A 14859-nucleotide genomic window follows, 5' to 3' on the forward strand; every position below is an offset into this window, starting at 1 on the left:
CTTTCATCGAATGCTTCACAGTTAGAATGCCAAGAATTTCACATTTTGAACCTCATCTGCATATTGACAAAAAAATATGCAGAAAATTCGGGTAATTTAAGCTAACATCGCTTAAATATACACTGTTTTCTGCATATTATTAGATTATTAAAATATGATTAAATGTTTATCACCGTTAATATTTGCTTTAATATAAGGGTAATTCGCATTTTTAACAATTTAAATTCATATTTAGTTCACATTTTTATTGTATATCAGGTTGAATGTGATTTACACTATCCCGTGTCATCAGTTCCAGGGGTAACTGCTTATCCTGATGTGGTAATCTCGGATTATTCAATCGTTCGATCAGCAGCTCAGTGGCAACCTGCCCCATTTCAAAAGCGGGTTGATGAATCGAAGTTAACTTAGGGGTAATAAAATTAGCTAGATCAATATCGTCATAACCCATGATGGAAAGATCATTCGGAATCTTTAGTCCCCGTTCTTGGACACCGCGGTAAAGGCCAATAGCCATTTCATCGTTGATACAGAAAACGGCAGTTGGCTTTTTCGCCAGTACGTCAGCGGTCGCGTCATACCCGCCAAGTTTGGTCATTGACGTCTGTACCACCATATCATCAGGTAACGTTAATCGGTACTTAGCCATACCAGCCCGAAAGCCGCTGATTCGCTGTTGAATATTGTGAGTAATATCTTCGCCTACTACCACCGCAATTCGGCGATGACCCCGAGACAGTAAGTAATTAGCGGCCATTTGACCGCCCTTGTAATCATCGACCCAAACTCGGTCACCAATCTGAGCATCGTTTTGATCGAACAGCAAATATGGAATGCCATTTCGGGTCAGAATCCGGTCAATATCATTGGCGTCGAGTGTCGCGCTCGCAATGATTAAACCGTTAGCAGCCCGTTTAATCAGCTCTTCAATGTACATACTCTGCAGTTTCTGATTCTGATTGGCATCGAAAATAATTGGTACAAAATGATGCGTTTGTGAGGCTTGCTGAATTCCCTTAATAAACATACTGAAGAAGGGATTTGCCAAATTTGGCACTAAAACACCAATGGTTTGGGTAGACCCCATAATCAAATTACGGGCGTTATAATCAGGAACGTATCCTAGTTTTTCCTGTAATTTAAGAACGCGATCCCTTGTATCACTGCTAAACCGCTCACCCTTACCGTTTAAAATTTGCGATACAGTAGTTACTGATACCCCAGCAGCTTCGGCTAGATCCCTAATTGTCACTTTTTGTGCCACGACGTCCTCCTCACTGCAACCTGGTTGAATTAAAGCGGTTGCCCGGCTTACTCAGGTTGTCCTGAAACGCTATGTACTAAATCCCCCATTTCAAGTTACTTTGAAATGGGGGAAAAACTATTTTATTAGCCCTTAATAATTGAATCGATTTTTTCTATTTCGTCAGCTGAGAAACGAATGTTTTGAACGGCCTTCAAATTATCCTCCAAGTGAGAAACTTTTGAAGCACCGGTAACAACACTCACAACCACTGGATCCTTTAGTAACCAGGCTAATGACATTTGTGCCATGGTTTGGTCACGGTTCTTAGCAATTTCATTAAGCTGATTCAACTTTTCCGTTAACTTCGCCCGGCCCTGATCCATAACATCGGTACTGCTCCAGTGAATCTGGAAGTCTTCTGGAATACCGCCTAAATACCGGTTAGTCAATAAGCCTTCAGCTAAGGGTCCATAGGCCACCATCCCAAGATTATTTTCCTTGAGCGTATCCAAAACCCCGTCATCTTCAACTTCTCGGTTCAGCATGTTGTATGATAGCTGATTAACGACAAACGGCGTGTGTAATTCCTTAAAAATCTTCATTATGGCCTTGGTTTGAGCATTATTGTAGTTTGAAATACCAATGTATAGTGCTTTACCAGAACGCACAATGCTGTCTAGTGCTTCAGCGGTTTCTGCAGGATCCGTGTTTGGATCAAAGCGGTGGCTGTAATAAATGTCAACGTAGTCTAAGCCCATCCGCTTTAAGCTGCCATCCAGCGCATTGATCAGCGTCTTGCGGGAACTCATTTGACCGTATGGCCCCGGCCACATGTGATAACCGGCCTTGGTTGTGATCACCAGTTCATCACGGTAAGGCTTTAAGTTAGCCTGATAAACTTGACCAAATAACCGTTCTGCAGCACCTGAACCCGGACCGTAGTTATAAGCCAGATCAAAACTGAAAATACCGCTATCAAAGGCCTTTAAAATTACCTTTTCACTGTCTGAATAGTTGGCTTCATCTCCGAAGCTGTGCCACATACCAAAGGACACTGCAGGTAACTGCAAGCCCTTGTTGCCAGCACGGCGAACGGGCATTCTGCCATCGTAACGATTTTCATCCGCTGCATACATATTAATGATTCTCCTTCTCTTATGATTGGTACATATCAATTTTAAGAGGAGAATAACACCCGGTCAAGGGGAAAACCATGTGAATCCACCTACAGCGTTGAGAATCCTAACAGATTCAAGTTTACGATCGCAAACTCAGCTTAACTGCATCACTCACGTGCCCGCCAGATTGCTTCAGTAACGCTTTAGCTTCGGCAATTGTTCCCTTGGTTTCAATCAGTAAGATGGCCAAGGGAACGTTATTATCGGCTCGGTCCAGTGCCCTTTCAGCAGCCAAGGTTGAAGTCTGAGTTGCAGCCGCAATAATCCGTTTTGCCCGTCGATTCGTCTTTTCATTTGTCGGCATAACATTAATCATGAGGTTTTGATAAACTTTCCCGGAACGAATCATAATGCCACTAGAGACCATATTCAAAACCATCTTTTGAGAAGTCCCGGCTTTCATGAGCGTAGCACCAGTAATCACTTCTGGACCAACGATTGGGCAAATCGCCACGTCAGCGTAATGTTCCAACGGACTATCAATGACACAGGCCACCGCAATGGCCAGTGCCCCGACCTGCTTAGCATAGTGCAGTGCTTCAACCGTATAAGGCGTTGCACCACTGGCGGCAATTCCTATGACGATGTCTTTTTTATTTAAATGAACCTTTTTCAAATCAATTTCCGCTGCTTCAGTGGAATCTTCGACGCCTTCCAAAGTATGAAACATCGCTTCTGGTCCCCCAGCGATAATGCCAAAAGTTTGGGATTCCTCCAATCCATAAGTCGGTCGCAGCTCAGTGGCATCCAAAACACCTAATCGGCCAGAAGTCCCTGCACCAATGTAAATCAGTCGACCACCAGTATCAAACCGCTTTGTCGCTAAATTAATGGCCTTCGAAATTTGTGGCAGCTGTTTTTGAACTGATCGCGCAACGCGTTGATCCTCACGGTTAATGATTTCTACCATATCATCCGTATCAACCTGGTCAATATGGGTCGAATGGCGATTACGCTGTTCAGTTAATAAATCTTCAAAATTCATTTCAAATCCTCCATTTTCATAAAATGCTCCTGAGGTGGAAAAGACCATTTATATTTGTTATCGCTTTCATTTCTTACTATTCAGGTATATCATGTTTCAATGAAAATTTCAAATTAATTCCGATTGTCGGCTTATTTTTTCATGTTTTATTGAAAATTTGGAGACGATAAGTAATTTCCTTTGTAAGCGATAATATATTTATTGGGTTTGAAATACACCAAAAAAGCTAACTTGTCAGCTGATTGGGCCGATGAGTTAGCTTTTTACTGAATCTAATCTTTATTTAGTAATGTAGATACTCTTTAAACCGCGGCTCATTCCAGCTGGGTTCCAAACGTAACCATGGACGTTCGGCCGCCAAAGTTCAGTCGTAGATGGCTGATACAGCGGAATAACACCTTGATCCTTCATTAGGACTTTTTCGGCATTAACCAAGTCTTCATAACGCCGTTGCTGATTATTGGCATCAGTCGTTTGAGAGGCATTAATCAATTTATCATATTGACGGTTCGACCAATTACCGTTGTTAGTTGGATTGTTGGATTCCTGCAGACTCAAGAAGTTGATTGGATCCGCAAAATCGGCGCCCCACATTGAAACAACCAGGTCAAAATTACCATTGGATGACCGGGCCAAACGGTTCTTATATGGCACATTATCAATGTTAACTTTCAGGCCAGGCAGTTTTTCAAACTGGTCTTGAAGATACTGAGTCGTGGTCTTCGCCTGATCAGTATCATCACTTAAAAGCGTCAATGTCAGTTTCTTTTGACCCGTTTCTTTTAATCCTTGAGCCCAAAGCTTTTTGGCGTTGCTGGCATTATAAGTCACACCGGATTTAACGTAAGCATCCATTGCAAAATCAGCCTTCGTTTTCGGATTCCGAGTAAGATTGGTTGAAACGAACCCCTTTGGCGCGGTGGAACCGTCTCGCAGCACCTTGGTTGCCAGTGCCTGCTTATTCACGATTTGAGAAAGTGCCTGGCGAATTTTAACGTTTTGCAGTGCTTTATTTCGCTTTTGGTTCATTTGCAGGTACATCATCGAGCCGCCTTCGAACTTCTTGAAGCCCTTACTCTTTTGGTAATTAGCGACTTGAGTTCCAGTCAGTGGCGTCACGTCAAGCTTATTTTGGTTGTACAAGTTCAACCCAGTACTTGGGCTCTTGACAACCTGGTATTTAATTTGGCTTAAATGAACGTGCTTTTTATCCCAGTAATTAGGATTCTTCTTCAAACTCCAAGTATTATTCGTACCGTTCCAACCAGTCGCCTTAAACGGCCCGTTGTTGGAGACGTTTTGGCTGTTGTTACCATACGATTTACCGTATTTTTCAACGGCAGACTGCTGTTCAGGGAAGAACGTTGGAAACGCCAGTAAAAGCTTGAAATAAGGTACTGGCCGGCTTAACGTCACCACCAGCTTGTCCTTACTTGGAGCAGCAATGCCCAATTCCTTAGGACTCATCTTGCCCTTTTGAATGGCACTAAAGTTCTTAATCCCGTTAAACAAGTAGGCGTAGTTAGCAGCAGTCTTTGGGTCAGCCGTTCTCCGCCAAGAATAAACGAAGTCTTGGGCCGTTACCGGTTTGCCATCACTCCACTTATCGTTGTTACGAAGGTTAAACGTATAGGTTAACCCGTCCTTTGAGACCTGCGTCTTAGTTGCTAACGCGTTTTCAATCTTCGAATGGTTACCTAACCGGTAAAGCCCTTCATTCGTTGCATACAGAGTCGTTAAACTCACTGATTCAGACGCAGCTGAATTATCTAGGGTTGAAATCGTATCGGAAGTGCTAAGATTCAGCACCTGCTTGTTTGCCATCTGCTGATCACTGTTACTAGACTTCGACGAACCGCAGGCAGCAAGCGTCAATGCCAGCGCAATGCTACCAATACCAACCAAGAATTTTTTTAATGTCATGATGCTAACTCTCCATCTCTAGTCTGAAATTTTTCCAGCCTTAATAAACTTCATTATTTCGACAAGTCATCTATCGGCACCAATTATTACATGAAAGCGTTACTGAATAAACAGCTTCCCCACACTCTGTTCGGAATAAATTCGCCGAATTGCTTGTCCCATTAAGTTGCCAACCGAAATAATCTCCAGTTTATCAAATTGTTTTGATTCTGGCATCTGAATCGAATCAGTGACGATTACCTTTTTTAATGGTGAGTCCTTCATTTGAGTAACGGCATTCTTACTAAACACCGGGTGGGTAGCTACGGCATAAATATCGTTTGCACCCGCATTCTTCAATGTTTGTGCTGAAATTGAGATTCGGACAGCCGTATCAATAATATCATCCACTAAAATAGCGTTTTTACCTTTAACAGAACCAATCACCGCCTCCGCAGAAGTCGTTGATTTATCGGGGTCTCGATTATCGATAATGGCCAGCGGCGCGTGCAAGAGGTCCGCCATTCGGCGAGCTTTTGAAACCCCCGCATGATCGGGTGAAACAACCACCAAATTATCCGTTAAGCCACGGTCAATGAAATACCCCGCCAATAGCGGTGTTGCTTCCAAATGATCCATGGGAATATCAAAGAAGCCCTGCAGTTGAGCAGCATGTAAATCAAGTGTAACGACCCGGTTAACCCCATCGTCTTCTAGCAACGATGCAATCAGCTTGGCCGTAATCGGTTCCCGAGAACGTGCTTTACGGTCAGCACGGGAATACCCGTAATAAGGAATGACTACCGTAATGGAATGGGCGCTGGCACGACGAACGGCATCCACCATGATCAGCAGCTCCATCAGATTGGTATTGACCGGATCTGAAACCGACTGAATCAAGAAAATGTCGTCGCCACGAATACTTTCATCCACCGTAATTGAAATTTCACCATCGCTAAAATGTTTAACTGTTGCCTTTCCCAACTCGACACCAGCTGCTGAAGCAATCTTCTCTGCTAACGGCTGGTTTGAATTTAACGCAAACATCTTTAATGGATGTTTAGTTTCACTCTGATTTGGCATGTTTTTCCTCCACAATCTAAATTATCGACTAAACCACTTAACCAAATAGTACACTATCACTATTTGTTAGTAAAGGATTTTGGCGTGACTTTTCCCATTCCGATCATAGGATCGATTTGCCCGCTGCTGACCAGCGACATGGTCAGAACGCCATTATTTAGCAAAGCGGGAGTTTCATCAGTAACTGGCTCTTTTATCTGTTCTGCTGATTCCTTTTTAACCGACTGACTAACGGGTTCCTCCTGGTCGGCTTTTTCAGCAGCTCGCTGGTCAGCAACTGACTCCTGCACCTCACTAATAGTGGCTGTTAACCGGTCAACTAACGCCGTATGACGATTAACCGACTGCCGTTTCACACTTTGTTCGAAAGCCGACTGCTCGCCTAACAGGATCAACGTCGATTTTGCTCGGGTGATGGCAGTATACAGCAGATTACGTTGCAGCATCCGTGAATATTGCATTACCATTGGCAAAATTACCATTTTAAATTGGCTGCCTTGTGCCTTATGAATCGACGTACAGTAGGCCAGTGTCAGCTTATCCCATTCGTTTCGCGGATAGGTCACTTCGGTTTGGTCAAAAGCCACGGTTAGTTTATCGACTTTGTCGGTATTGCCCTTCGCTTTAGCAAAGGTGATCCCGACAATTGAACCAATATCACCGTTAAAAACGTTATTTTCCGGACTGTTGACTAAGTGTAATACCTTATCACCGATCCGAAATTTTTCACCCCGAAAATCCACTTCTTTTTTACGGGTGTCACTCAGCGGATTCATAATATCCTGAATAATCGTATTTAACCGAGTTACTCCTGCTGGGCCGCGATACATTGGCGCCAGTACCTGAAAATCATCCGCTGAAAAGCCCCGTTCTTTTGCCTTACCTACGATTTGCTCAATCACGGAAGGCATCTGATAGGCGTTGCAGCGAATGAACGACCGATCAGATTTGTTTTGCGTAAAGTCAGCGGGTAACCGCCCCATTTTCACATCGTGAGCCAGGGGAATAATCGAAGAATCATCGTCTTGCCGGTAGATCGTATTCAGCTCCATGGCTTTGATCCGGTGGCTGCTTAATAAATCAAAAAATACTTGGCCCGGTCCAACCGATGGCAGCTGATCCTTATCGCCAACTAGAACCACTTGCATGGAATCCGGGATTGCCCGCAGCAACGTCCGGAATAAATAAATATCAACCATGGACATTTCATCCACGATCAACAACGACCCCTCTAGGTCTTTAGCAGTCACATCATCGTTATTTTCCCGGCCTGTTAAGCCTAACAAACGGTGAATTGTGCTGGCTGGCAACCCGGTGGTTTCACTCATCCGTTTAGCAGCCCGACCAGTCGGCGCAGCTAACAGGATTGGAAACGGCTTATCCTTATACTGATTGATGTCTAACGACAGTTCGTGCAGCTTAGCGTACAGGTTAACAATACCGTTGATAATTGTCGTTTTACCGGTACCCGGCCCACCAGTCAGTAAAAACACGTGGGATTGAATCGCTGATAAAATGGCTGATTCCTGAGACTCATCATAGGTAATACCTAAATTACGTTCAACAAGCCGCATTTGCTTTTCAATCACGTCATCATCAAAGGTAGTCAAATCCGATGCCTGAGAAATTCGGTTAAGGTGTTCAGCAGCCTGCCACTCAGCGTCATAGAGGCCCTTCAAGAAGATCCGGTCACCTTCACCAACAACTTTTTGCTCCTTTCCCAGCTCCACCAGCTGATCGGCAATCAACTGAGGATCCACCGATTCATTGCGGCTTTCCTGTAATAGCCGAATGGTCCCGTTTAGCAACGGTTCAGCGCTGGTAAAAGTATTCCCATCTGACATGGCCAACTCGCCTAGCGTCTGTAACAGTCCTGCCCGAATCCGCTGTGGGGATTGCGTACCAATCCCTAACTGTTCAGCAATCTGATCAGCACGTTTAAAACTAACACCATTAATGTCTTCCACCAGCTGGTAAGGATTTTCCTGAATCACCTGCAGCGTTTTTTCCTTATACCGTTCAAAAATTGTGCTGGCTAGCCGGCTACCAAAACCGTAACCATTAAGGCCAATGATAATTTGCTCAACGCCGTTGTTACTGGTCAAATTATCAATCAAAGTCTGCTTGACTTCAGCTTTTAAGTTCAGCGGATCCAGTACTGACGGATCCTGGTTGATTTGATCAATTGCCGTCAATCCAAGCAAGGCGACGATTTTTTCAGCCGTTTTTTTACCCAAGCCAGGGAAATCATCTCCTGAAAGGTATTGGATAATGCCTTCCTTAGTTGTCGGCGCTTCATTTTGATAGTTATCAGCCTGAAACTGCTGACCATACTTAGGGTGATCTACCAGTTTACCAAAAAAGCGGTACGGCATTTCTTCAGCAACGTCAGCAAAATTACCGGTGACTACAATTTCATCCCCATGCCAGTTCAGGTTGGTTGCTGACACTTTCACCAGCAGTACCTTATAAAAACTGTCGGGACTCTCGAAAAACGTAGCGACCACCGTACCGACAATATAGGACTGCTTGGGCTGCTGATCCGCATCAAATAAATTTATATTTTCACTGGCCATTCAGTCCATCCCACTTTCAGCTAAGCATTTGATTGATCATTTTGCTTTTTGGTAAACGCAGCTTGAATATCCGCTAGTCGCACCTGACCTTTTTCGTAGTACTTCGGGTCCAACTGCTTAGCCCGTTCGAAATACTCAGCAGCGTCTTCGCCCATGACAACCGCTGCAATTCCGCGGTCAAACTGTGCGTGACCATTTTTAGGATCACTAGCTAAGGTTTTATCGTAGTACTTCGCAGCCTCTTTAAAACTCCCTACCGCCAATAAATTATCCGCAATGAGCTGATTGACCTGCGGATCCTGCTGATGGTTCTCCGCTGCCGTTAAAGCGAACGCCAACGCTGTTTTATGGTCGTTGTTACCCATATAACTTTGAGACAGCATCATGTAAGCATCACTTTTAAGTTTCGTATCTTTCACTTTATTAAACTGTTCAATCGCCTTCTGATACTCGCCAGCTTCGTAGTAAACGTTACCTAATCCATAGGTTAAAGTATCTTTGGCCGCACGGCTCTGATCAGCAAACAGCCCCAGCGCTTTCATCATGAGTTCTTCCGCTTGGGAATAACTCTTAAGTTCAACTAATAAAGCACCCAAGTCATAGTACGTATGGTAATTATTCGGATCGTCATCGATCTCTTTAATCAACCGATGAAGTAACTTCTCTGATTCTTTTTGCTTTTTCGCCCGTTCGGCCTTTTTTAACTCAGCCTCTCGTTTATCCGTTTCCGTCATGTTGTCGCCTCTCTAAATGGTGTCTGTTGCATCAAGTTTACGTTTCAAATAGTCGGTTTTATTCCAAGCCACCAAATCATAGTGAGCTCCAGAATCGTGTGTCTCTAAAATAGTTGTTGAAGTATTGCTTAAACCGCCACGGTCCCGCAAATGCGCCAGGGGGGTCCCTAATAGTGCGTTAATTTCCGCATTTAAGGCTGCCCCGTGGCTCACGATGAGTACGTTTTGATCATCGTTTGGATAGTTTCTAACGATAGTTTGGATGGCTGGCGTCATCCGATCAATTAATTCCTGAAAGCTCTCTCCGCCAATTTCCACTGGCCGATAGTCAGCGGGTGCGTTACGAAATGCGTCAAATTCTTCCGGAAAACGGCTCTGTGCTTCTTTGAAAAGCATTCCCTCCATCTTGCCAAGATGAAACTCTTCCAGGCGGCTCAATAGACTGAGCGCCGGTCTTCCCGGCAAATACTGCCGAACAGTATTTGCCGTATCCCGTGCCCGTTTAATTGGGCTGGCATAAATATGCGCAAATTTAAACTGCTTTAAATAAGTGCCTGCTTGTTTGATTTCAGCATAACTTTCAGGTAAGAGCGGTGAATCACCACCGGCACCCTGGTAGCGTGATTCGAGGTTCCACTCGGTTTTACCATGTCGTAAAAAAAATAGTCTCAATGCTTTTCCCTCTTATCTGAAGCTGGTTTTGAAAAATTAAATCAGTACTATTATGACAGGTTAACTCAAAAAAACCAACCTAAGTTCAATGAAGAACTCAGGTTGATTTTAATCAAATTCTAAACGTATTGAAGTTGACGGTCCTTACTATAGGCGGCGTCAATAATGGCACTTCCTAAGCACTCCTGACCATCGTAAAAGACGACGGCTTGACCAGGCGTAATTGCCCGGACTGGATCATCAAATTCCACGGTTACCTTTTGACCATCATCGGAAAGATGAACGGTCACGCCAGTATCGACCTGACGGTAACGGAACTTAGCAGTTGCCCGGAAGTCCTGACCGCGATCAATATTATTGACCCAGTGAATATCCGAAGCATCTAGATGAGTAGCGTAAAGGTGCGGGTTGTGGTAACCCTTACCAACATAGAGAATGTTCTTCTTTAAATCTTTACCGATCACGAACCAAGGCTCGTTATCCTCACCGTCACCACCGATACCAAGACCGCGCCGCTGACCGATAGTATAGTACATCAAGCCAGCATGTTCGCCCTTAATTTCACCGTCGACCGTCATCATCTTGCCAGGTTTAGCTGGTAGGTAGTGACCGAGGAAACCCTTAAAATTCTTCTCACCGATAAAACAGATCCCAACGGAATCCTTCTTGTGAGCAGTTGCCAAACCAGCTTCTTCAGCGATTCGACGAACTTCCGGCTTGGTAATGTCACCAATTGGAAACATCACCCGGTCCAGCTGTTCAGTTGAAAGCTGACTGAGGAAGTAGGTCTGGTCCTTGTTAGTATCTACCGAACGCATTAAGTGCATATGCCCATCAGCATCGCGGTTTAACTGGGCATAGTGGCCAGTTGCAATGTAGTCGGCACCGAGATCCAAAGCGTAGTCTAAAAACGCCTTAAACTTGATTTCCTTATTACAGATCACATCAGGATTAGGGGTCCGGCCCTTCTTGTACTCATCTAAGAAATAAGTAAAGACCCGGTCCCAGTACTCCTTTTCGAAGTTTACAGAGTAGTAAGGAATTCCAATTTTAGCAGCGACTTTAGCCACGTCTTTGTAATCCTCAGTAGCCGTGCAGACGCCGTTTTCGTCAGTGTCGTCCCAGTTTTTCATGAACACACCAACAACGTCATAGCCCTGCTGCTTTAAGCGCAGTGCGACAACCGACGAGTCAACCCCGCCACTCATGCCGACAACCACACGCGTTTGGCTGTTGTCTTGCATAAAATCACCATCACTTCATAACAGATTCTGGAGAATCCACGAGTTGAAGGTCGCAAAAATCCAGTATAAATGATAATACACGCCAATCATAGTGATTGCAAGCGTTTAGTGCTCTACCGGAACAATGATGTCGCGCTCCGCCAAGTTCTCCATAATGTAGTGGAACTGTTCCAAAAAAGCGTCTTTACGATCCATTTTGAAAATATTAACTTCCCGCAAACCATTCCCGGCTACAGCAGCCATTTTAAAGCCGCTTAAGTCTGAATTTACCATGACTTTTAACTCAACAGTTGCACTATAAGGTGACGTTGGGTCCAAGGATCGCAGCAGCGTAAAACTGCCATTTTTACTTTCGTTGAAGCCAACATCTCTTAGTGAAAACTTTTTAATGCCGTCACTAATCGTATAAGCCTGGTCATCACCCTGTAACTTAGTTGTTTTATCAAATGCCATCTTACTTCACCTCACTGCGTGCCTTTACGCGAGACACAATTTTTGAAATATTGCTTACCAATGCTGAAATATCCTTTTCAGTCGTGTAGCGGCCAAAACTGATCCGGATCGATTCTGAAATACGGGGACTGTCGGCACCAAACATCGCCATTAAAACGTGTGATGGTTCAATCGAACCCGCCGTGCAGGCAGACCCGCCAGAAACAGCAATACCAGCTAAATCTAGGTTAGTTTGCATCACATAAGTTGAAACCCCTTTGATCCAAAGGTTAAGCACGTGCTGCAGGTTATCACGATCCAGTGACCCGTTGACTTCAAAATCGACGCCAGCGTCCGTCAAGCCCTTAACGATATCCTGCTTAAACTGATAATACTTAGCTTGCCGATGCGCTTTCTCTTCAGTGGTAATTGTTTTAACCGCTGCAGCCATCCCTGCTATGCCAGGAACGTTTTCGGTACCAGCGCGCCGTTTTTCTTCCTGGTCACCGCCCTTGATAAAGCTCGGGAAGTTAATTCCGGTTTTCCGGTACAGGAAGCCGACCATTTTAGGACCGTTAATCTTATGGGCTGACGTGGACAGCATATCGATATGGTCCCGTTTAACATCAATGTCCAGTAAACCATAGGCCTGAACGGCATCCGTATGGAACCAAGCCTGATGGTCCTTCAATATTTCACCGATTTCGTGAATCGGCATATGAGTCCCCACTTCATTATTACCCGTCATAATGGTAACTAGAATCGTATCATTCCGTAAAGCATTTTTGAAATCGTCTAAACTGATCTGCCCGGTTTCATCAACCGGCAAATAGGTCACTTCAAAGCCCTGTTCTTCCAAAAAATGCAGTGGCTTCAAGACAGCTTCGTGTTCGACTGCTGTAGTGATAATATGCTTTCCCAACGACTGACGGGCATACGCCGTTTGCATAATTGCCGTGTTATCACTTTCGGTGCCGCCACTAGTGAAGATAATGTCATCTTCGTCAGCATTAATACTTTGCGCGATAATTTGACGGCTATCTTCAAGCACAGTGTGCGCTTGTCTTCCTAATCCGTACAAAGTTGATGCATTGCCGTACACATTTTGCAGCTTATCCGTCATTTCGGCGAGTACCTCGTCGGAAATCGGGGTAGTGGCTGCGTTATCTAAGTAAATTTCTTTCACTTTAAAAAACTCCTTTAAACCATTAAGCTGCAAACAATGCCAATAACATTTGAGCGGAGCGTTTACCCGCTTCTACAATGAAGTCGTCAAAACTGACACCGGCGTTTTCATCGCCAACATCTGACATTGCCCGGACAACCACGTACGGTGTATTAAACTGATGTGCAACTTGACCGACCGCAGCGCCCTCCATTTCACTAGATAAGGCATCTGGAAAATGGCTTAAAATCTTTTCAACTGCTTCATGGCTGGCAATAAACTGGTCACCAGAAACGATCAGTCCCGTTTTAACGTTCAAACCAGTCGATTCAGCAGCCTTTTTCAGTAGCGCAACCCACGACTTATCAGCATCAAAGCGAGCGGGCTGACCAGGCAGTTGACCATAAACGTAGTTAAACGCACGAGCGTCCACATCGTGGTAAGCAGTTTGGGTGGACAAAACAACGTCACCAACGTGCAGTCCCTTACCAATACCACCTGCAGATCCAGAATTAATTACCACGCTGACATTAAACTGGGTAATCAACAGCGCAGTGGTCAAACCAGCTTGCACTTTACCAATACCTGAACGAACTAAGACAACGTCCTGACCACTAATGGTACCTTCATAAAATGACACACCAGAAATATCAACAACGTGCTCGTCAACCAGTGCTTTTTTCAAAGTTTCAATTTCTTCATCCATGGCACATAAAACTCCATATTTCATAATAATGTCCTCACTTTATTAGCTTTAAAATTCAACAAAAAATAGGATCAAGAAGACCGCAATAATGCCTAATACTAACCAAAAAATTGCCCAGTTTAAACGAGTTTTCAGTCGATTAACCTTATCAGACACCACCGCTTCTTGCTGTTCTGGATCATACTCTGGTTCACTATGCTCTTTGGCGTAGCGCTTTTCAGCCCTCAACCGTTCACGGTCACGGCGATCAAACTCCTCTTGCTTGCGTCGCTGCGCTTCTCGATAAGCACTTCGGCTCAACGGTTGCCCGTCGTTGCCTGACTGGTGATCATCATTTTGATATGCGATATGCTCCACCTACTTTTTTAACGCCATCATTTCAAACCGCCAAACGGCCATCACTGTTTTAGCATCTTCAATCTCACCATCAGCTACCATGGTTTTTAGTTCTTCTAACGAGTAAGCGCGAATATTCAGATTTTCACCCTTGTCACGAGGTAATTCTGATTTAACCGGCTGCAGATCTGTTGCTAAGTATAACGTCATGTATTCGTCTGAAAAACCAACCGAAGAATAAAACCCGACCAGCCGTTCCAAATGGTTTGGATGCAGTCGAATTTCTTCGTTTAGTTCCCGAATAGCGGCGTGTTCAGGATCATCGCCGTCCCGCGAGTCTAGTTTGCCTGCTGGAATTTCCAATGTTGTCCGGCCAATTGGTGACCGCCATTGGCGAACCAGGATCAGCTTGTTTTCCGAAGTGATGGCCATTACCGCGACAGCACCTGAGTGATGCACAATTTCCCGGTAGGCTGTTTCACCATTTGGCAGTTCAACGGTCTGACGTTCAACATTAATAATGGCGCCATCGTAAATAGCGTCATGTGACACAACTTTTTCTTCTAAGTTCATTCAATCATCCCTTGTAAATCAATCTGA

At 44.5% G+C, this 14859-nt stretch carries 14 protein-coding genes; all 14 read right to left on the reverse strand.

Annotated elements, in window-relative coordinates:
• Nucleotides 1-244: 244 nt before the first annotated feature.
• The 14 genes from rbsR to JUE95_RS02950 all read right to left on the reverse strand — a co-directional run bounded on the left by rbsR (nt 245) and on the right by JUE95_RS02950 (nt 14832).
• Nucleotides 245-1264 (reverse strand): ribose utilization transcriptional repressor RbsR, encoded by a 1020-nt coding sequence (gene rbsR / locus JUE95_RS02885; RefSeq protein ID WP_203649060.1) that lies wholly within the window; start codon nt 1262-1264, stop codon nt 245-247.
• 125 nt (nt 1265-1389) lie between these two features.
• Entirely contained in the window at nt 1390-2382 is a 993-nt protein-coding gene (locus JUE95_RS02890; protein WP_203649061.1) for an aldo/keto reductase, read from the reverse strand.
• A 121-nt stretch (nt 2383-2503) separates the two neighbouring features.
• Nucleotides 2504-3409, reverse strand: coding sequence for an N-acetylmuramic acid 6-phosphate etherase (gene murQ, locus JUE95_RS02895; protein WP_203649063.1), 906 nt, complete (start codon nt 3407-3409; stop codon nt 2504-2506).
• Nucleotides 3410-3688: 279 nt separating this feature from the next.
• Nucleotides 3689-5332, reverse strand: a complete 1644-nt coding sequence (locus JUE95_RS02900; RefSeq protein WP_203649064.1) for a peptide ABC transporter substrate-binding protein — start codon at nt 5330-5332, stop codon at nt 3689-3691.
• A 99-nt stretch (nt 5333-5431) separates the two neighbouring features.
• A complete protein-coding gene (locus tag JUE95_RS02905) occupies nt 5432-6394 on the reverse strand; it encodes a ribose-phosphate diphosphokinase (RefSeq protein WP_203649066.1) in 963 nt (320 codons plus the stop codon).
• A gap of 59 nt (nt 6395-6453) precedes the next feature.
• On the reverse strand, nt 6454-8970 hold the full coding sequence (gene recD2, locus JUE95_RS02910) for an SF1B family DNA helicase RecD2 (RefSeq protein ID WP_203649067.1): 2517 nt from the start codon (nt 8968-8970) through the stop codon (nt 6454-6456).
• A gap of 20 nt (nt 8971-8990) precedes the next feature.
• Nucleotides 8991-9704: a tetratricopeptide repeat protein gene (locus tag JUE95_RS02915; protein WP_203649069.1), complete on the reverse strand. Its 714-nt coding sequence runs from the start codon at nt 9702-9704 to the stop codon at nt 8991-8993.
• Nucleotides 9705-9716: 12 nt separating this feature from the next.
• Nucleotides 9717-10376 (reverse strand): histidine phosphatase family protein, encoded by a 660-nt coding sequence (locus JUE95_RS02920; RefSeq protein WP_203649070.1) that lies wholly within the window; start codon nt 10374-10376, stop codon nt 9717-9719.
• Nucleotides 10377-10495: 119 nt separating this feature from the next.
• The gene (mnmA, locus tag JUE95_RS02925; RefSeq protein WP_203649072.1) at nt 10496-11620 is read right to left on the reverse strand and encodes a tRNA 2-thiouridine(34) synthase MnmA; all 1125 of its coding nucleotides are present in this window, start codon (nt 11618-11620) and stop codon (nt 10496-10498) included.
• Between the two features lie 105 nt (nt 11621-11725).
• Nucleotides 11726-12073, reverse strand: a complete 348-nt coding sequence (locus JUE95_RS02930) for a DUF1831 domain-containing protein (protein WP_203649073.1) — start codon at nt 12071-12073, stop codon at nt 11726-11728.
• 1 nt (nt 12074) lies between these two features.
• Complete coding sequence (locus JUE95_RS02935) at nt 12075-13238, reverse strand: cysteine desulfurase family protein (protein WP_203649075.1); 1164 nt, start codon at nt 13236-13238, stop codon at nt 12075-12077.
• A 22-nt stretch (nt 13239-13260) separates the two neighbouring features.
• Nucleotides 13261-13947: a 5'-methylthioadenosine/adenosylhomocysteine nucleosidase gene (locus JUE95_RS02940; RefSeq protein ID WP_203649076.1), complete on the reverse strand. Its 687-nt coding sequence runs from the start codon at nt 13945-13947 to the stop codon at nt 13261-13263.
• A 24-nt stretch (nt 13948-13971) separates the two neighbouring features.
• Nucleotides 13972-14280: a hypothetical protein gene (locus JUE95_RS02945; protein WP_203649078.1), complete on the reverse strand. Its 309-nt coding sequence runs from the start codon at nt 14278-14280 to the stop codon at nt 13972-13974.
• On the reverse strand, nt 14281-14832 hold the full coding sequence (locus tag JUE95_RS02950) for an NUDIX hydrolase (RefSeq protein WP_203649080.1): 552 nt from the start codon (nt 14830-14832) through the stop codon (nt 14281-14283).
• Between the last annotated feature and the right edge of the window lie 27 nt (nt 14833-14859).

It is taken from the genome of Secundilactobacillus yichangensis (assembly GCF_016861565.1).
GTDB lineage: Bacteria > Bacillota > Bacilli > Lactobacillales > Lactobacillaceae > Secundilactobacillus > Secundilactobacillus yichangensis.

What these genes read in the sequence shown, in the direction of transcription:
- JUE95_RS02890 (WP_203649061.1), bottom strand. Translation starts at nt 2,382, where the DNA reads ATGTATGCAGCGGATGAAAATCGTTACGATGGCAGAATGCCCGTTCGC.
- murQ (WP_203649063.1), bottom strand. Translation starts at nt 3,409, where the DNA reads ATGAATTTTGAAGATTTATTAACTGAACAGCGTAATCGCCATTCGACC.
- JUE95_RS02900 (WP_203649064.1), bottom strand. Translation starts at nt 5,332, where the DNA reads ATGACATTAAAAAAATTCTTGGTTGGTATTGGTAGCATTGCGCTGGCA.
- JUE95_RS02905 (WP_203649066.1), bottom strand. Translation starts at nt 6,394, where the DNA reads ATGCCAAATCAGAGTGAAACTAAACATCCATTAAAGATGTTTGCGTTA.
- recD2 (WP_203649067.1), bottom strand. Translation starts at nt 8,970, where the DNA reads ATGGCCAGTGAAAATATAAATTTATTTGATGCGGATCAGCAGCCCAAG.
- JUE95_RS02915 (WP_203649069.1), bottom strand. Translation starts at nt 9,704, where the DNA reads ATGACGGAAACGGATAAACGAGAGGCTGAGTTAAAAAAGGCCGAACGG.
- mnmA (WP_203649072.1), bottom strand. Translation starts at nt 11,620, where the DNA reads ATGCAAGACAACAGCCAAACGCGTGTGGTTGTCGGCATGAGTGGCGGG.
- JUE95_RS02930 (WP_203649073.1), bottom strand. Translation starts at nt 12,073, where the DNA reads ATGGCATTTGATAAAACAACTAAGTTACAGGGTGATGACCAGGCTTAT.
- JUE95_RS02940 (WP_203649076.1), bottom strand. Translation starts at nt 13,947, where the DNA reads ATGAAATATGGAGTTTTATGTGCCATGGATGAAGAAATTGAAACTTTG.
- JUE95_RS02950 (WP_203649080.1), bottom strand. Translation starts at nt 14,832, where the DNA reads ATGAACTTAGAAGAAAAAGTTGTGTCACATGACGCTATTTACGATGGC.